General features: G+C 62.4%; 20 protein-coding genes. 6 read left to right on the forward strand and 14 right to left on the reverse strand.

Annotation, left to right across the window (positions count from 1 at the left end; genetic code table 11):
* Positions 1-3: 3 nt before the first annotated feature.
* The 7 genes from HX869_RS07045 to HX869_RS07075 form a co-directional block, all read right to left on the reverse strand.
* The gene (locus HX869_RS07045; protein WP_178902917.1) at positions 4-1,680 is read right to left on the reverse strand and encodes an ATP-binding protein; all 1,677 of its coding nucleotides are present in this window, start codon (positions 1,678-1,680) and stop codon (positions 4-6) included.
* Between the two features lie 140 nt (positions 1,681-1,820).
* Complete coding sequence (locus HX869_RS07050) at positions 1,821-2,240, reverse strand: organic hydroperoxide resistance protein (protein ID WP_177042206.1); 420 nt, start codon at positions 2,238-2,240, stop codon at positions 1,821-1,823.
* A 139-nt stretch (positions 2,241-2,379) separates the two neighbouring features.
* Positions 2,380-3,237 (reverse strand): CAP domain-containing protein, encoded by an 858-nt coding sequence (locus tag HX869_RS07055; RefSeq protein WP_003215212.1) that lies wholly within the window; start codon positions 3,235-3,237, stop codon positions 2,380-2,382.
* A gap of 81 nt (positions 3,238-3,318) precedes the next feature.
* Complete coding sequence (locus tag HX869_RS07060) at positions 3,319-4,644, reverse strand: MFS transporter (protein ID WP_008436370.1); 1,326 nt, start codon at positions 4,642-4,644, stop codon at positions 3,319-3,321.
* Positions 4,645-4,702: 58 nt separating this feature from the next.
* Positions 4,703-5,896, reverse strand: coding sequence for an L-2-hydroxyglutarate oxidase (lhgO, locus tag HX869_RS07065; RefSeq protein WP_003215216.1), 1,194 nt, complete (start codon positions 5,894-5,896; stop codon positions 4,703-4,705).
* A gap of 106 nt (positions 5,897-6,002) precedes the next feature.
* Entirely contained in the window at positions 6,003-6,713 is a 711-nt protein-coding gene (locus tag HX869_RS07070) for a FadR/GntR family transcriptional regulator (protein ID WP_008436372.1), read from the reverse strand.
* 46 nt (positions 6,714-6,759) lie between these two features.
* Positions 6,760-7,986: an MFS transporter gene (locus tag HX869_RS07075; RefSeq protein WP_178902918.1), complete on the reverse strand. Its 1,227-nt coding sequence runs from the start codon at positions 7,984-7,986 to the stop codon at positions 6,760-6,762.
* A 111-nt stretch (positions 7,987-8,097) separates the two neighbouring features.
* On the opposite strand from HX869_RS07075, the gene HX869_RS07080 reads away from it, so the two are divergent.
* Positions 8,098-8,988, forward strand: a complete 891-nt coding sequence (locus HX869_RS07080) for a LysR family transcriptional regulator (protein ID WP_178902919.1) — start codon at positions 8,098-8,100, stop codon at positions 8,986-8,988.
* A 133-nt stretch (positions 8,989-9,121) separates the two neighbouring features.
* The gene (locus HX869_RS07085; RefSeq protein ID WP_003215223.1) at positions 9,122-9,796 is read left to right on the forward strand and encodes a GNAT family N-acetyltransferase; all 675 of its coding nucleotides are present in this window, start codon (positions 9,122-9,124) and stop codon (positions 9,794-9,796) included.
* Here HX869_RS07085 and HX869_RS07090 read toward each other — a convergent pair.
* Entirely contained in the window at positions 9,793-10,395 is a 603-nt protein-coding gene (locus tag HX869_RS07090; RefSeq protein ID WP_003215225.1) for a TetR/AcrR family transcriptional regulator, read from the reverse strand. The genes HX869_RS07085 and HX869_RS07090 overlap by 4 nt on opposite strands.
* A gap of 92 nt (positions 10,396-10,487) precedes the next feature.
* On the opposite strand from HX869_RS07090, the gene HX869_RS07095 reads away from it, so the two are divergent.
* Positions 10,488-11,093, forward strand: a complete 606-nt coding sequence (locus HX869_RS07095; protein ID WP_177019814.1) for an NAD(P)H-dependent oxidoreductase — start codon at positions 10,488-10,490, stop codon at positions 11,091-11,093.
* Here the strand turns inward: HX869_RS07095 and HX869_RS07100 are convergent.
* Entirely contained in the window at positions 11,090-11,947 is an 858-nt protein-coding gene (locus HX869_RS07100; RefSeq protein ID WP_178902920.1) for a LysR substrate-binding domain-containing protein, read from the reverse strand. The genes HX869_RS07095 and HX869_RS07100 overlap by 4 nt on opposite strands.
* A gap of 107 nt (positions 11,948-12,054) precedes the next feature.
* Between HX869_RS07100 and HX869_RS07105 the strand changes: the two genes are divergently transcribed.
* The 3 genes from HX869_RS07105 to HX869_RS07115 all read left to right on the forward strand — a co-directional run bounded on the left by HX869_RS07105 (position 12,055) and on the right by HX869_RS07115 (position 13,085).
* Positions 12,055-12,333 (forward strand): carboxymuconolactone decarboxylase family protein, encoded by a 279-nt coding sequence (locus tag HX869_RS07105; protein ID WP_008436391.1) that lies wholly within the window; start codon positions 12,055-12,057, stop codon positions 12,331-12,333.
* A gap of 5 nt (positions 12,334-12,338) precedes the next feature.
* Positions 12,339-12,713 carry a tautomerase family protein gene (locus tag HX869_RS07110; protein ID WP_008436392.1) on the forward strand — a complete coding sequence of 125 codons (375 nt, stop codon included), beginning with the start codon at positions 12,339-12,341 and terminating at the stop codon, positions 12,711-12,713.
* A gap of 153 nt (positions 12,714-12,866) precedes the next feature.
* The gene (locus HX869_RS07115; RefSeq protein WP_177042216.1) at positions 12,867-13,085 is read left to right on the forward strand and encodes a hypothetical protein; all 219 of its coding nucleotides are present in this window, start codon (positions 12,867-12,869) and stop codon (positions 13,083-13,085) included.
* 528 nt (positions 13,086-13,613) lie between these two features.
* On the opposite strand, the gene HX869_RS07120 is transcribed toward HX869_RS07115, so the two are convergent.
* From HX869_RS07120 to HX869_RS07140, 5 genes are all read right to left on the reverse strand, one after another.
* The gene (locus HX869_RS07120; RefSeq protein WP_178902921.1) at positions 13,614-14,003 is read right to left on the reverse strand and encodes a hypothetical protein; all 390 of its coding nucleotides are present in this window, start codon (positions 14,001-14,003) and stop codon (positions 13,614-13,616) included.
* 32 nt (positions 14,004-14,035) lie between these two features.
* Positions 14,036-15,292 carry a 3-phosphoshikimate 1-carboxyvinyltransferase gene (gene aroA, locus HX869_RS07125; RefSeq protein WP_178902922.1) on the reverse strand — a complete coding sequence of 419 codons (1,257 nt, stop codon included), beginning with the start codon at positions 15,290-15,292 and terminating at the stop codon, positions 14,036-14,038.
* Positions 15,293-15,376: 84 nt separating this feature from the next.
* The gene (locus tag HX869_RS07130) at positions 15,377-15,835 is read right to left on the reverse strand and encodes a nuclear transport factor 2 family protein (protein ID WP_003215242.1); all 459 of its coding nucleotides are present in this window, start codon (positions 15,833-15,835) and stop codon (positions 15,377-15,379) included.
* Between the two features lie 11 nt (positions 15,836-15,846).
* A complete protein-coding gene (locus HX869_RS07135) occupies positions 15,847-16,677 on the reverse strand; it encodes an SDR family NAD(P)-dependent oxidoreductase (protein ID WP_178902923.1) in 831 nt (276 codons plus the stop codon).
* Positions 16,674-17,573, reverse strand: coding sequence for an NAD-dependent epimerase/dehydratase family protein (locus HX869_RS07140; RefSeq protein WP_178902924.1), 900 nt, complete (start codon positions 17,571-17,573; stop codon positions 16,674-16,676). Before HX869_RS07140 ends, HX869_RS07135 begins: the two co-directional genes overlap by 4 nt.
* Positions 17,574-17,621: the final 48 nt, after the last annotated feature.

Below are 17,621 nucleotides of genomic sequence, written 5' to 3' on the forward strand. Positions count from 1 at the left end.
GCCTCAGCCCTTGAGCAGCGCCTTGGCCAGCACCTGTGAGACCTGGTCGGCCGAGTAGGGCTTGGGCAGGAACACCAGGCCTTCATAGCCGCTTTCCGCCAGCTCCTCGCTGTAGCCCGAGGTCAGTACCACCGGCAGGCCGGGCCGGCGGCGTCGCAGTTCCCTGGCCAGGGCCACCCCGGTGATGCCGGGCATCACCACATCTGAAAACACTGCATCGAACCCCAACGCGTCTGCGCCGGCCAGTTCCAGCGCCTGTTCGGCATTGGTTGCCCAGGTGGTCTGGTAGCCGAGGTCCTGGAGGATCTGATTGGCAAAGCGGCCCACTTCCAGGTTGTCTTCCACCACCAGGATATGGCGCTGGGCGCATTCGGTGATCAGCCCGCAGGTGTCCGGGGTGTCTCGTTGGAAGCTCTCTTCAGGTACCACTTGCGGCAAGTACAGGGTAAACACCGTGCCCTGGCCGACCTGGCTGGCCACATCGACGTTGCCGCCCGATTGCTTGGCGAAGCCGAACACCTGGGACAGTCCCAGGCCGGTGCCCTTGCCGACTTCCTTGGTGGTGAAGAAGGGTTCGAAGATGCGCTCGAACGTCTCCCCGGGAATCCCGCCGCCGGTGTCGGTGAGTGAAATGGCGATGAACGCCTGGCGTGAACCGGCGTCACCACGGATGCTCGGCAGTGCTTGATCGGCGTCCAATCGCAGGGTCAAGCTGCCCTGGCCGTTCATCGCGTCCCGGGCGTTGAGGGCGATGTTGATCAGGGCGGTTTCAAACTGGCTGGAGTCGGCGCGGATGTAGCATGGCTGCCCGGGCAGTTCGACGTGCACATGAATCCGCGCGCCAGTCACCGTCTCGAGCATCTCGCCGATGTTTTTCACCCGCAGGCCTGCATCGAACACTTCCGGGTTCAGCGGCTGGCGCCGGGCAAATGCGAGCAACTGGCTGGTCAATTTGCCGGCCCGGTCCACGGTGTCGGTGACCGCGCTCATGTAGCGCTGGCGACGCTCTTCGGACAGGCTCGGCATCCGCAGGAAGTCGACGGATGAGCGAATGATGGTCAGCAGGTTGTTGAAGTCGTGGGCCACGCCACCGGTCAACTGGCCGATGGCTTCAAGCTTTTGCGATTGACGCAAGGCGGCTTCGGTCTGGGTCAGCAGGGTGGTCCTTTCGGTGACGCGCTGCTCCAGGCTTGCATTCAGCTCGGCCAGGCGCTGGGACAAAACCACGGTGGCGGTGGTTTCGGTCACGGTGTCGAGCATGCCGACCACCTTGCCCTGTACGTCGCGGATCGGGCTGTAGCAGAAGGTGAAGTACGCCTGCTCCGGCGCGCCGCCGCGTTCGATCGTCAGCGGGAAGTTTTCGATAAAGGTGGCTTCACCTGCGAAGGCGGCATCCGCGATCGGACTGATCTCGGGCCAGGCTTCCTGCCAGATCTCGTTGAATGGCCGCCCGAGGGCATCAGGCTTGTCGCCGAGAATCGGGATAAACCCGTCGTTGTAAAGCGTGATCAGCGCAGGCCCCCAGACGATCGCCTGGGGGAAACTGGAGGCAAGGCACAGGGCGACGGTGGTCTTCAGTACGTCCGGCCAGTGTTCCAAAGGCCCCAATGGCGTATTGGCCCAGTCGTGATGCCGGACCCGTTCGGCCATTTCGCCGCCGCCTTGCAGCCAGTTTGTCATTCGGTGAACGCCTTCTTGCCACGGTTCGCTGAGGTAGGGATGCCAAGCTACAGACATCCCGGGACTCAGCCAGTTCAGCGGGATTATCCACTAGATGGCACTTTAATTTCTCGGCCGGATAATGCTTCGCTGAGCTCCCTTCAGGCCACCGTAATCGTTACCGCGATATTGCCGCGGGTGGCCTTGGAATACGGGCACGTCTGGTGGGCACGGTCCACCAGTGCCTGCGCCGCCGAGTGTTCGATACCCGGCAGGCTGACCCGCAGGCGCGCCTGTAGGTAATAGCCATCTTCCGGGCTGTTCACCAGGTCCACTTCGGCACTCACTGCCGTGTCGGCGGGCAGGCGGATGTGAAGGGTTTGTGCGGCTTTGCCCATTGCGCCGATAAAGCAGGCGGACCAGCCGGCACCAAACAGTTGCTCGGGGTTGGTGCCGGGCGCCTTGGAGCCGGGCGGCGACAGCTTGATGTCCAGGTGCAGGTCATCGCTGTGGGACGCGCCTTCACGCCCGCCGGTGGTGTGGGTTTTGCCGGTGTAGAGCACGGTGCTGTTCTGGGACATGACGGTTTCCTCGCAAGTGGCCCGGGGTGGGCCGGTGTGCACAGGAAACCGCGCCGGCGTATCCGCAATGTGTCATCGCCGGGGCCCTGCACCTCGCAGTGTGTCGCCTCGCCGGGAAGATACGTTGGGATACAAACCGTTATTGCTGCTGCACGCCAAACAAACCGGTCCAGTAGATGCCGGCATCACTTTTCGGGTCCATGGCGTAGGCGGCGCCCATTTCGCGGAACTGCGGGTTCATCAGGTTGGCACAGTGCCCGGGGCTGGCCAGCCAGCCGTCGACCACCTTGCGTGGGGTGTCCATGCCGGCGGCGATGTTCTCGCCGATCTGCTGGCCGATGTAGCCTGCCAGTTCAGCCCGGTCACCCGGGGTGCGGCCATCGTGGTCCAGGTGATCGAAGAAGTTGCCGTTGGCCATGTTGCGCGCGTGGCCGGCGGCGGCGTTGGCGAGTGCTTCGTTCCAGCTCAGGGGTGTGGTGGCGGCAAAGGCCTGGGCGCCACATTGGCGTGGTTGCTGGCGGGCGGTGTTGATCAGGTCGAGCACCTTCTTGCCTTCGGTCTGGGTCTCGCCCAGGCCGCTGGTCAGCAGCGGGCGGGCCAGCACGATGCGCCAGTCCTGGCCGCTGTTGCTCACGCCGATATCAATGAACTGCGGGTCGAGCACCACCCGGCAAAAACTTTCGCGCACGGCTTTCATCGCGGCTTCGGCGTTCCTGGGCCCGGACAGGCTGATGGCCTGGACGTTGACCATCGGGTACGCCGCCCTCGCCAGCGCCTGCTGCAAGTCGCCGACACTGTTGACCGGCAACACCAGCCGCGTGTCGCTGGCCAGCGGTGGCAATTCCTGGGAACCCTGGTTGCCGCAGCGCTGGACCTGGCTGCGGTATTGATTGATCGAGTCGACCAACAGGCTTTCTTCACCCGCCTGCGCCTGGGCGGTAAACACCAGACTGGCGGCCAGCGTCGTAAGACCCATCATCAATGACAGAACGCGCATGGACGTTTCCCTTGAGCTTGAAAGTGCCCATGATGCGCGATGAAGGGGCATCCATGCACCCGTTGGTCCGAACTTTTTGCCTCAGTTCTTGAATGCCGAGTGTTTACGGCCCTGATCGCACAAGGCGAACACCACCACCAGCAGGGACGAGATCGCGAGGATTATCACAACGCCATCAGTGGAGTGAGTGGCCGACGCCGCCACCATCGACAACGCCCCTAATGGCGCCAGGCCACCTGCGATCGCGGTGCCGATTTCTCGCCCGGTGCCAAAGCCCGAGGAGCGGGTCTGGGTCGGGAACTGGCGGCTCAGGAACGAACCCTGCGGCGCAAACATCATCGGCGCGAGGATGCCGGTGCCCACGCCAATGGCGACGTAGATCATCAGGCTTTCACCGGTATTGAGCAGCGCAAGGAACGGGTAGGCAAACAGCAGCGACAGCAGGCCGCCGAGCATCAGCACGGTCTTGCTGCTCCACTTGTCGCACAACCAGCCGAAGCATGGCACGGCGACGATGGCGATCAGGCTGGCAATGGTCACCGACAGCGACGTGACGTGCACATCGACACCCTTGAACTGGGTGAGGTAAGCCAGGGAAAAGGTCTTGAAGATGTAGCTCAACGCGTTGTAGCCAATCGCCACGAAGAACACCACGGCCAGGCCCTTGAGGTCGTTCTTGAACAGCGCCTTGAGCGGCGACGCCTTGGCCTTTGCGGTTTCCTTGCTCAGTTCCTTGAATTCCGGGGTTTCCGGGATGCTGTTGCGCACCCACAGGCCCACACCCACCAGCGCGATGCTGCAAATGAACGGAATCCGCCAGCCGCCGGCCAGCAGGAATTCATTGCCGTTGATGGTCAGCAGGTACACGGTCAGCGACGACAGCAGCAAGCCCAGGTTCAGCCCGAGCGCCGGCCATGCACCCTGGCTGCCGCGCTTGCCTTCTGAGGCGTGCTCGTAGGAGGTAACCGCCGCGCCGGACAGTTCGGCACCGGCCCCCAGGCCCTGGATGATGCGGATAAACACCAGCACGATCGGCGCCCAGATGCCGATGGAGGCGTAGCTGGGGATCAGCCCGATCAGTGTGGTGCACACGCCCATCATGCAGAAGGTCAGCACCAGCACTTGTTTACGCCCGAACTTGTCGCCCAGGTAGCCAAACAGAATGCCGCCGAACGGGCGCGCGATGAAGCCGATGGCAAAGGTGGAAAACGCCATCAGCGTAGCGGCTTTCGGGTCGCTGTTATCGAAGAAAATCTTCGAGAACACAATCGCCGCCATGGTGGCGTACAGGTAAAAGTCATACCACTCCAGCATCGAACCGAAGATCGTCGCGGCCGCGACTTTGCGCAGGCGTTTCCTGGTTTGCTCGGGGGTTTCAACGTCCGGGGTGCGGGCTGTAGCCGTCATTCTGTACTTCCTTATGAGTCATTATATTTATTGTCAAAGTGAGGCGTGGTGCGGTGCGTCAGTGGGGCTTGAACATGCGGTCGGCGATCATCGAACCGATGGGAATCGCGGAGGTGGCAGCGGGTGAGGGCGCATTGCACACGTGGAGCATTCGCGGGGTCTGGGCGAACAGGAAGTCGTGCACCAGGGTGCCGTCGCGCATCACGGCCTGGGCGCGGATGCCGGCTTCATAAGGCAGCAGGTCTTCGATGTTGAGCGATGGGCAGTACTTGCGGCACTGCTCCAGGTAGCCGGACTTGAACAGCGAGTTCTTCATCTCGACGCTGCCCGAACCGAGGTTCTGCCAGATGGTTTTCCAGAAGCCCGGGAAGCTCGCGTACTGCGCCACGTCGCGCCAGTTCACCGAGAATTTGCGGTAGTTCTCGCGACCCAGGCCGAGTACGGCATTCGGGCCAACGGTGACGCTGCCGTCGATCATGCGGGTCAGGTGCACGCCGAGGAAGGGCAGCTCCGGGTCGGGAATCGGGTAGATCAGGTGGTTGACGATGGTGTTCTTCGATTCCGGCAAGCGGAAGTATTCGCCACGGAACGGGATGATCTGGTGGTCGATCTTGACGCCGGCCATCACGGCCAGGCGGTCCGATTGCAAACCTGCACACACCACCAGATGCCTGGCCTGCCAGCTTTCGCCCCGGGTGCTGACGGTGACTTTGTCGGTGTCCTCGACGATCGCAGTGACGGTGCGTTCCAGGCAGATTTCCCCGCCGGCGCGACGAATTACCCGGGCCATGGTTTCGCAGACTTCGCGGTAATCGACAATGCCGGTGGCGTCGAGAAACAGCCCGCCCAGCCCGACGATGTTCGGTTCGCGCTGGCGCAACTGGTCGGCGTCCAGGCGTTCGACTTTCATGCCGTTGAGCTGCGAGCGGGCGTACAGCGCTTCCATCCGTTGTACTTCCAGATCAGTCGAGGCCACCAGCAACTTGCCGCACACCTCGAACTTGATCCCGTGCTCGGTGCAGAACTGCTTCGTGGCTTCGGCGCCACGTTTGCACAAGTCGGCCTTGAGGCTGCCCGGCGCGTAGTAGATGCCGGCATGGATCACGCCGCTGTTATGGCCGGTCTGGTGTTTGGCCAACAGGCTTTCCTTCTCCAGGATCACCAGCGAGGCGTTGGGCTGGCGCTTGAGCAACTCCATCGCGGTGGCCAAACCGACGATGCCGCCGCCGATGATGCAAAAGTCATAAATCATTGTTTTGGGTACCTACGCATTTCAGTCTGCTTATCAGGTTGTCAGACTAATGTTTTTGTTAAAAAAACAGCGCGCCATCGGCACGCTTTAAACGGGTTCGGATCGGTCAATTGATAGCGGGCAGTTCCAGATGCAGGCGCCTTGCTGCGGCGCGCAAGTGAGCCTCGGCACAGGCGGCGGCGCCTTGGGCATCACCGTCGACGATGGCCTGGTAGAGCGCGGTGTGTTCCTGGGTGGCATCGGCCGAGCCGCTGACAAAGCGGGTGGCGGAGTTTTCCCAGGCGGTCTTGCGGGCGCTGGCCAGTTGGCTTCTGAGGAAGTCATGGAAGGCCACGAAATAGTCGTTCTTGCTGGCCTCGGCGATGGCGCGATGGAATTCCACATCGGCCAGGGCGGCGGCGTCGAAGTCGGCGCGCTTGTCGTGCATTTCCTGCAGGGCGGTCTTCATGCGCTGCAGGTCGGCGGCGTCGCGGCGTTGGGCGGCAATCGAGGCGGCCTGGGTTTCGATCCACAGGCGCACTTCGAACATTTGCGCCAGGTCCGGGCGGCGACCGTTTTTTTCCGGGAAGCGGAACACGGTGCCGGCCGGGGTTTGCGAGATAAATGAGCCCAGGCCACGCCGCGCAGTCAGTACGCCATCGGCCTTGAGCTGGGCAATCGCTTCGCGCACCACCGAACGGCTGACATTGAGTTGTTCAGCCAGTTGCTGTTCGGTGGGCAGGCGCGCTTCGGGCGCCAGTTGGCCGGAATCGATTTCTGCACGAATGGCGCTGACAACGCGCATAACGAGCGAATCAGGGCGCTGGAGCTCAAGCATGGGAAAACCTTGGTAATCAGGTTGTCAGACAATAGTCGTTACGATTTTACCTTGTCAAGACAGGTGTTACGCGGAACCGGGCGCGTAGGGCCAGGAAAAGACCTACACCAATCAGTGCCAATGCCACGCCGAACGTGGCTTGCATCCCACTTCCCACATCGGCGGGAGTGGCTGTGGAGAGGTCACCTGAAACGTGCGCAAAGACAGCACCCAATGCCGAGGCGCCCGCGATCAGCCCCACATTGCGTGACAGGTTGAGCAAGCCGGCGACTACGCCACGGCGGTCTGCCAGTACGTCGCTCATCACGGCGGTGTTGTTGGCGGCTTGAAACTGGGCGTAGCCGAGGGTGAGGATGATCAGCGGGGCGACGTACCCGGCAACCCCAAGGTTCAGCGGCGCCAGGGAGAGCAGCAGGCACCCCGCCAGCATCGCCAGCAGCCCGGCGATGGTCATCGGGCCGCAGCCGAAACGGTCGGTCAAACGTCCCGCAGGGATGCCCGTCAATGCCGAAACGCAGGGCCCGACTGCCATTGTCAGGCCCATCCAGGCAGGGTCGAGGCCTGCACCGTGGGTCAGGTAGAAGGGCCCGACCGCCAAGGTCGCCATCATCACCGCCGATACCAGCGCGCTCATGGCCAGGCCAGCGCTTAGCGTTGAATCCCGTAAAGTCGACAAGAAACTGAACCCGGATTGCGCGGGCCGTAGCCCATGGCGGTCGACGCGCAGATAGCGCCGGGCGAGGGCAAATGTCAGCAAACCCAGCGGCACGGTGATGAAAAACAGCGCGCGCCAGCCAAACCCCGCGATCAACACCCCGCCAAGGCTTGGCCCCAGCGCGGTACCCATGGCCGACATCGTGCCCAGCAACCCCATGGCGCGGCCGGTGCGTTCCTTGGCCACGGTCTCGCCCACCAGCGCCATGGTCATCGCCATCATGATCGCCGCGCCCAGGCCTTGCAGGGCGCGGGCCGCAATCAACAGCCCGAGGGACGGAGCCATGCCGCACAGGGCCGAGGCAACGGTGAAAAGCAACAACCCGGCCAAGAGCAGGCGGCTGCGGCCCATCAGGTCGCCCAGTCGCCCGACGCTGACGATCACCGCGGTAATCGCCAGCAAGTAGGCGAGCACCACCCACTGCGCCGCCTGGAACGATGCATCAAACGCCTGCACCAGGCTCGGCAGGCCGACGTTGGCGATGCTGGTGCCCAAGGACGCCAGCAACATGGATAGTGACAGGGCGACGAGAGCGCCACGGGGTGCAGATGATTTCATCAAGAGGCTCCAGGGTTTGACCGCTGTCAGAAATCTACGCCGTCACCTAACATGGCGGAAGGCGCAGCATTTGCACTTTATACGTGCGCCAAACGCCCTATGAGGTTTGCCGTGTCGACACCTGATTTCAATCTGCTGGTCACCCTGGATGTGTTGCTCGCCGAAGGCAGCGTCGCCCGTGCCGCTCAACGCTTGCGCCTGAGCCCGTCGGCGATGAGCCGGGCGCTGGCGCGACTGCGGGAAACCACCGGCGATCCGTTATTGGTCCGTGCCGGCCGCGGCCTGGTACCTACGCCGCGCGCTTTGGCGTTGCGCGAACAGGTCAGCCAGTTGGTGCAGGACGCCGAAGCGGTGTTGCGACCCGCTGCGACGCTGGATGTGAGCCAGCTGGTACGCACCTTCACCTTGCGCACCAGCGACGGATTTGTTGAAAACTTCGGCCCGGCGCTGTTGACGCGGATCGCCCGGGAAGCGCCTGGCGTGCGGTTGCGCTTCGTGCACAAGCCGGACAAAGGCAGCACGCCGCTGCGCGATGGCAGTGTCGACCTGGAAACCGGCGTGGTCGACAGCAGCGCCAGCCCCGAGGTGCTGACCCAGGCGCTGTTCCGCGACCGGTTTATCGGCGTGGTGCGCAAGGGCCATCCGCTCAGCCAGGGCGAAGTCACGCTGCAGCGCTTCGCCGAAGGCCAGCACATCTACGTGTCCCGGCGCGGCCGTGATCAGGGCCAGATCCATCAAGCTCTTGAAGCGCTCGGGCTGACCCGGGACGTGGTGACCATCGTCGCCGGCTTCTCGACCGCCCTGGCCCTGGCCCGCAGCACCGACCTGATCGCCAGCGTGCCGGAGCGGCATACCGCCAACCTGCACAGCGACCTCTACCGCTTTGCGCTGCCGTTCGTGTTCCCGGACTTCACTGTATCGATGCTCTGGCACCCGCGCCTGGACGCCGACCTGGCCCATCGCTGGCTGCGCGGTTGCCTGCGGGAGGTATGTGCGCAATGAGCCGAGCCCGGACATCCAGCCCCCCTGTGGCGAGGGAGCTTGCTCCCTCGCCACAATGGGTGCTTGCGGGTCCACGGCGGCCCTTCAGCAGGTACAATCCGCCGGGCCTTAAAATGAAACACCAGGAATTCAAATGTTCAGCCTTACCCATTACGAAACCCCATGCCCCGAGCCGATCAACGCGCAGATCCTGCAGATGGTGGTCGACTACCTGACGGACATCAGCATGGTCGCCATCCCGCCAAGCAACCTGCTGTACAACGTCTACCAGTACGCCATCGGCTACGAGGTGCACCTGTACCTGGAAGCGCTGGGCGGGTCCAAGGGCATTGCGGTGGAATTGATCGTCGCGCTGGACGCGCAGGAGCAGGTGATCGGCTTCCTGCTGTACCTGCCGGTGAAGGACGATCCCGAGGCGTGCGGCGTGGCTTACATGGCGGTGCACGCCAGCCATCGGCGCAAAGGCGTGGCGCGGGCGATGATGCAGGACATGCTTGCCCGCTACCCCCATGCCGAACTGACCTGCGCAGTGGAGAAGGTCCCGGCGTTCGAGTCCATGGGCTTTCAACTGCGCGGTGTGCGCGGTACCCAGGTGTTGATGAACACCCGCGACTACAGCACTGACGGCTTGATGGGGTTGCTGGATGTGGCGTCGATCTACAGCTCGCTGGAGGTGCGGCAGATCCACACCTACCTCCTGCAAAAGCACGGCAAGCGGGCGATGGTCGATGCCGAAAAACAGCGTGATCGTCACTTCGACCAGATGACCCACAAGGCTCGGATGTTCGTGCACGCAAGGCTGGGCTAACGCGCTCCTCGACTCACCATCGACTTGATGCTCGCAAACAGCTCCTCTTGCGCCTCCAGCGGGCTGATCTCCCCGCTGGCCGCAGCATGGGACAAGGCGTCCGCCGCGCCCAGCATTGCGCGTAAACCGGGCTGGCCAATCACACCGTCCACGGCAAAGGGGGAGAGGGCATCGCGACACTTGCCAAGGAAAATTGCGTCGTACTCACGCTTGATGGTCTCCAGTTCCGGGCTGCCGGCCAGGGCCGCAATCACTCCCGGAATTTCCCGCCCTTGTAGCAACACACAATCGACGTAGCACGAGGCGATCACCCAGGCGCGGTCGTCCAGGGTGGGTTCGCTGGCCTCGATTGCGGCGGCAAATACCTGGTTCTGACGGGCGTCGAAATCTTCATACAGCGCGGCCAACAGCCCCGCGCGATCGCCGAAATGATCATACACCACCGGCTTTGTAACGCCGGCCAACTCGGCCAGATGCCCGAGGGTCAGGGCATCGGTGCCTTCTTCTCGCACCAGTTGCCAGGCCACGTCGAGCAACTGGCGTAGCCGGTCATCCCGGGACAGGCGACGGCGAGGGGCAGGGGATTGATCGCTTGACATGCTTATATACCAAAAGTAACTTACCAACGGTAACTTAGCTCAAGCCTACTCAATTTGCCTGCTCATCGCTACCCCCCGAAGGAGTCATTGCCATGCACGCGCTGATCGTTGTTGCTCACCACGACTCACACTCCCTGACCCACAGCCTCGCCAAACAGGCGGCTGCCGGCATAACCGCCGCCGGCCACACCTTTGAAATCGCCGACCTCGCCGCTGAAGGTTTCGACCCGCGTTACAACGCCGCCGACCATAAAGTGCACCGCACCCGCGCCACGCCGCCGGCCGACGTACTGGCCGAACAGGCCCGACTCGACCGCGCCGACGCCTTGGTGCTGGTGTACCCGATCTTCTGGTGGTCGATGCCGGCCTTGCTCAAGGGCTGGATCGACCGGGTATTCGTCAACGGTTGGGCGATCGACTACAGCCTTGAGACGAAGGTGGTGAAAAAACTCGGCCACTTGCAGGTGCACTTACTGGGCGTTGGCGGGGCGGACGAAGGGGTGTTTGAACGCCACGGCTATGCCGACGCCATGCGCACGCAAATCGACCATGGGATCTTTGATTACTGCGGTGCGAAAGTGCTGACATCCGAGCTGCTGCTGGACTCGGAAAGCGGCGCTGCCGAACAGCATCTGGAGACGGCGACGAAGTTGGGGCGACAACTGTTCGTCACCCTGCAACCCTGCGAAACCGCCTAAACCAGGCTGCTCTGTATGAGCGCTGCCAGCTGTGCGACCGCAGCGCCTGGCGCTGGATGGCTGCAATGCAATTCATAGCCAAGGGACGGCACCGGCGGCAGACCGTCGAGTACACATAGGTGCGCAGGCAAACCGATACGGGTGCGCAAGGTCACACCCAATCCGGCATCGACCGCCGCCCAGATCCCACCCACGCTGGGGCTGGTCAAGGCAATGCGCCAGGCAATGCCGGCGCGGTCCAGGGCTTCGGTGGCGGCGCTGCGCAATACGCAGGGTGCCTCGAACATCACCAGCGGCAGCGGCGCGTCATCGGCGCGCGGTAGTTGGGGTTTGTCCCGGGGCCCGATCCAGTGCATGGGGGTTTGCCCCAGGCGGGTGCGGCAGGACGATGTCTGACCGGTTTCCCAGGTCAGCGCCAGGTCCAGGCTTGTGCTGTCGATCAGGGTCAACAGCTCGGCATTGCGGCCTATCCGCACTTCAAGGCTGATCATCGGATAAAGCCTGGCGAAGCGCCGCAGGATGTCACTGAGCACATGCTCGCCGAAATCCTCCTGCAAACCGAGGCGCAAAGTGCCTGCGGTTTGGGTTTCGTTAAGGCTGCTGAAGACAGTGTCATTGAGGTCCAGCAACCGCCTGGCGTGGCCGAGCAGCGCTTCACCCACCGGCGTCAGCACCAGCCCGCGCCCGGATTTGCTCAGCACCGGCGTGCCGACCTGTTCTTCGAGTTTCTTTAATTGCGCGCTGACGGCTGAAGTCGAACGGCCCAGGCGATCCGCCGCCTTGGCAAAACTGTTCAGCTCGACGCCGGTGACGAAGGTGCGCAGTACATCAAGGTCGAAGGTGGGGCGGCGCATTGAATGGCCCATTAAAACGGGATGGTGGATGCTATTAAATCTGATATTCGGAATGATCCTGGCTTGCTAGTTTTTGCCCGTCAACTGAATTGTCGGAGCGAGCGTCCATGAGCAACAAATTTACCGAGCTGACCCGCGACGTGCTGTTCGCCGATATCTGGGAGCGCGAGGGCCTGTCGCCCAGGGAGCGCAGCCTGATCACCGTGGCGGCACTGGTGGCGATGTACCGTCTAGAGCAACTACCGTTTCACTTGCAGCGGGCGGTTGGCAATGGCTTGAGCGTCGAGGAACTGGGTGAAGTCATCACTCACCTGGCGTTTTACTCCGGCTGGCCGACAGCGGCGTCGGCGCTGAACCTGTTGGCAGCCATCCATCCTGCGGAGTAACCACCATGCCTTACGCCCGAATCTCCCTGCATCGCGGGAAATCCCCTGAATATCTGCAAGCGCTTTCACAGGGATTGCATGACGCCCTGGTTGAGAGCTTCAAGATTCCTGACGCGGATCGCTTCCACGTGATCCACCAGCACGAAATTGGCGAGATGATCATCGACCCCAACTATTTGGGCGGCCCGCGCAGCCACGACTATGTACTCATCGCGATCACGGGCGGTAAACCTCGTGATACCGAGACCAAACGGCGGTTTTACCAGGTGTTGGTGGAGCGGCTGGAGGCTGCGATTGGGCTGAGCCCTGAGGATGTGATGGTGGTGATTACGACGACGGCGGCGGATGAGTGGTCGTTTGCGGGGGGAAGAGGGAATTAGTAGCACGGGCGTACTTTTCCAATTGGAATGATTGCCCACAAGGTATGGAGAGGTGATCGGGAAATGTCAGTCTGGAAAGGAGGACCTTTCTGACAACCTTTCAGGCGGCTCAGTCTTACTCTTTGCGCTCTCGTGGAATCCAGGAGTAAAGGAATGACTTCCAGCGTCTTGAAGGACGGTTTTCCAGCTGCCTATCGCACCACCCGCGAACGGATCGAAGGCAGTATCGACCTCGGCCGGTTGTTTGCCGCGATCGATGCTGACTCGGCGATTGCGGGGGCAGGAGTGTGTGCAACCATGAGTGTCATAGGCAGCGGCGTCTCCGGGAATATCCGGACACTGGCCATCGGCCTATATGAAGAGTTTGAATAATGGAGCTGAGAAATTCCCCTAGAGCTTTTATGGCTCACTATTTCCCTGTTTTCATCAGTGCTTTTATGTTTGCGCTTTTTGCTCTTGCGGTAGCGGGGTCGTCGATGGGTAGTACCTACATGCGAGGCGTGCCTGCTTATCGTAGTTACACGGGACTGGATGTGGGCATCGCTTCCATTATCTTGTCAGCGGGCAACTTTCTTATCCTCCGAGGTCGCGCCTGGGGCGTCTGGATACTGGCAGGCAGTTGTGTGATGAGCTTTTTCATTGTGCTGTTCACCTACAGCTATCAGCCCCATGTTTTTATCTACACAACGGGGCTGCTGTTCCCGCTGCTAAGCCTCTACCTGCTCAATACCCACCGCCACCGCCAAATGCGCGCAGAACTCGTCCTGCTTCGTCATGAACGCAAGCGCTACAAAGCCGGCTTTCGGCCCCCGCGTACTCAGGAGATGGCCCAGGCTCGCCTCGAATACAAAACGGCACGCAGGCTCAAGCGAGAAAATCGCCGCAAATGGAAGGCGGCCCTCAACCCTCGCGAAACAAGTCATGAGCATCCAGCAACCGATACGCAATCTCCGGCCGTTTCTCCATGCCCTTGCGAATCGCTGCCGGAATCGACTGCCGGGTCTTGCGACACAACCCCGGCAAGTCATCGATAACGATCTGAATCCCGCGCATCGTCTTCACTTCCGTATGACCCGGCGCGATATGCACGCGAATGCCCAGTTGCTGGTACATCAGCTGTTGCATGCGCTCAAGGTCGGGCAGGCTTTGCAGGTTTTCGAGGCGTTCGAGCAGGCGTTTTTCTTCCTGGCGGGTCAGTTGCAGGATGCGCGCATCGGCGCCGGGAAGGTCGAGCAGTTGCTCACGATTGCAGTCGCAGACGCCGGGTGGGCAGGGTTGGCGAATCGTCATGCAGTCTCCCTCCCGTTACCGGCGCCGGCGGCTTACCAGGTCAGATGGACCCCAAGGCTTTCCAGCTCTTTCCAGTACTCAGGATAGGTCTTGGCGACGCAGTCCGGGTCCTGGATCCTGATCCCCGAGACCTTCAAGCCCGCCAAGGCAAAGCACATGGCGATGCGGTGGTCGGCGTGGGTGTCGATCAGCGCGTTGCAGGTGGTACCCGCCAAGGCCGGATCGCTGGCTACCAGCAAGTCATCACCTTCAATGGTCGCCAGGCCCGGACGGATTTCATTCAGGCCGTCATGCAGGGCCTGCACCCGGTCACATTCCTTGACCCGCAGGTTGGCCAGTTCCGTGAAGCGCACCGGCGTGTTGTTGAACGCGGCGAGCACGGCGAGGGTGGGGATTGCGTCCTGCATCTGCGAACCGACAACCACCGGTTGCATCTGCGGAAATTGCGCGATCACTGCCTGGGCCTTGGCGTCGGGCTGGGTGAAATCCTGCGGGGCGACACCGAGGTCGATGCGGCCGCCGGTCAACACTTCGGCAGCCCACAAATAGGTGGCGGCGGAAGCATCAGGCTCGATCAGGTAGTCGTGGGCGGTGTAGCCGGTCGGGGCCACGCGCCAGGTGCTTTCATCGACGATGTCTACCTGGGCACCGAAGGCGCGCATGCAGTCCAGGGTCAGGTCGACATAGCCACGGGCGCCGATGTCCTTGCCGGTCAGTGCTACTTCAATCGGGGCTTCGCCGCACGCCGCCAGCATCAGCAGCGCCGACACGTACTGGCTCGACAGGCCGCCGTCGATCTCGAAACGCTTGGCTTGCACGCGGCCAGTGCCATGGACGGTCACGGGTGGGCAACCGGTAGGGCTGTCGACCTGGATGCCATTCTGGCCGAGGGTCGCCAGCAGCGGGCCGATCGGGCGTTTTTGCATGTAGGCGTCGCCATCCAGCACCACGGTGCCTTGTACGGTGGCCACGGCGGCGGTGAGAAAGCGCATCGCGGTGCCGGCGTTGCCGAGAAACAACGGCCGCGCCGGCAATTGCAGCTTGCCTACGCTGGTGACGACGAACGTGGTGTCGTCGGGTTCATCGATCACCACGCCCATCTGCCGCAGGGCCACCGACATGTGGCGGGTGTCATCGCTTTTCAACGCGCCGCTCAGGCGGCTGGTGCCCTTGGCCAGGGCCGCCAGCAGCAGGGCACGGTTGGTAATGGATTTGGAGCCGGGGGGCGCTACCTTGCCGTTCAGAGGAAAGTTGGGCGGTGTAACGGTCACGGTTTTCTGCGAACTCAAGGTACAAGGCTCCTGCTTCAAGGCGGGTGGCGTTTGGCGGACACGAATAATCGGCCAAACACGCCACCCTTGTCGAGCATGGATCTACGCCTCCAGCCCTGCCACCGGCTTCCAGGCGGCCAGTGGTGTCAGGAAATGCAGCTCAAAGCGCCGCTCGCTGAACGCCCATTGCCCTTGCCGGCGTTCGAACCGATCGTGATAAAGACCGCTGATCTGCACCTGCCCCAGTTCGTTATGGGTGCACAGGCAATCCACCGCAACCCTCGCGCTGGCGGTATCGCCGCTGATGTCGATCAGCGGGTTGGCCATCCAGTGATGCATATGCGGCATGGCTGCCCAGTTGAGGTGGGCGGAAGCTATGATCGCGGCGACGCCGTCATGGCAGCCGAACGCGGCACCGAGGTCCAGCCGTGCGTCGTCGTGCCAGATGCTGCGCAGCAGCGTTTCGTCGCGGGAGTCGAAGGCGTGGGCGTACTCACTGATCAGGCGCTCGAGGGCGAAGCGGGTTTCCAGCTGTTCTACGCGGGTGATGAGGTCAGTCATGACAGAGGCCTTTATTGAGGAAAATCGGTGGAGGTGGACAGCGAGCGCCAGCGTTCAAGATCGGCGCGAACCTGGTCCAGCTTGGCTTCGACGACACTCAGCGCATCGCTGCCAGCGACGAAGCGCAACGGCGGTGCTGCCAGAGCCGCCAATTGCACAACCGCCAGGCCGAGTCGGTACGGGTCGCCGATTTGCCGGTGATTACGAGCCTCGAAGACGGCCAGCGTGCGGGCGCGAAATTCGGCGTAATCCTCAAGTGCCCGGGTGCCGAGCTTGAGCGTGCGGCTGTCGAGAAAGTCAGTACGAAACGCCCCGGGCTCCAACAGCGTCAGGCGGATGCCGAACTCGGCGACTTCCTCGGCCAGGGCTTCGGAAAACCCTTCAATCGCAAACTTCGACGCCGAATACATCGAGGCCCCACGCACGCCCTTGAAGCCGCCATTGGACGACATCATCACAAGGTGCCCGCTGCGCTGGCGGCGCATCACCGGCAGCACTGCGCGGGTGATGTTGAAGGTGCCGAACACATTGGTCGCGAACTGACGCTCGATGGCCTCGGGCTCGACTTCCTCGAATGGCCCGAACTGTCCGTAGCCGGCGTTATTGACCAGCACATCGATGCGTCCGAATCGCGCCACTGCTGCGGTCACCACCGTTTGGGCCTGTTGCTCATCGCGGATGTCCAGCGCGGCGGTCATCACCTGGTCGCCGCCGTAGGTTTGATCCAGGCGGGCCAAGTCAAGGTCAGTCGCCACCACCTGGTCGCCGTGGTCCAGCGCCGCGCGGGCGATGCCGGCACCCAGGCCGCCAGCGCTGCCGGTAATCATCCAGACTCGGCTCATAGCGGCATCTCGCTGCCGATCCAGTCGAGGATCGAAGCGTGCCGCGGCGCCCAACCCAGCTCGGCGCGAGCACGCTTGGCCTTGACCCGGCTATTGGTGCCGAAGGTGTAGTGCACATGCATCGGGTCCCAGTGTCGTTCGGCTTCGTCGGCCGGCCATGACTGCACCGCGCCCAGGTTCATGCGCTTGGCCAGTGCGGCGGCCATGTCGATGAATGACGCTTCACCGTTTTCCAGAAAGTAGAACGCGCCGGCCGGGGCCTTTTCCACGGCTAGCAGGAACAGTTTCGCGACGTCGTCAATGTGCACGTTGGACCAGCGATTGACACCGGCCCCGACGATACGCATCACCCCGGTTTCCCGGGCGCGGGCCATCAGGAACGGCAGCTGGAAGCTGTGATTGGTCAGGCCATGGCCCACGCCATAGATATTGCTCGGGCAGATCACCACGCTGCGAATGCCCAGGTCGGCGGCAGCCATCATGCGCAGGTCAATGTCGTAGCGGGCTTGCTTGGGGGCCTCGATGATGAACGGCGTGTCTTCGTCGAAGATGTGTTCTGACAGCGTATTACCCAACGCATCATCGCCGATGATGCTGGAGCCGCTGGTGTGGATCAGCAGTTTGCCGGAGCCCTGCAGCGCCTCGATAAACGCGTCGACGGCGCCGGCGTGGTCGCTGTTGGCGGCATCAATCACCGCATCGGCTTGGCGAGCTTCGTCGATCAGTAATTGGCGATCATCCAGGCTGCCAATCACTGGAGTGATGCCCTGGGCTTGCAGGCGTTCGGCTTTCTGCGGGTCCCGCAGCAAGCCGCGCACGCTGTGCCCTTGGGCGATCAAGTGATGGGCAACGCTGCCGCCGACGAAACCATTGGCACCGGTAAGTAAAATCTTCATGGGAAAAAGCCTGTGGCTGGGGAACAAGCCACCACCATAGGCGTGAAC

This window comes from Pseudomonas sp. P7779 (assembly GCF_013386315.1).
Lineage (GTDB): Bacteria > Pseudomonadota > Gammaproteobacteria > Pseudomonadales > Pseudomonadaceae > Aquipseudomonas.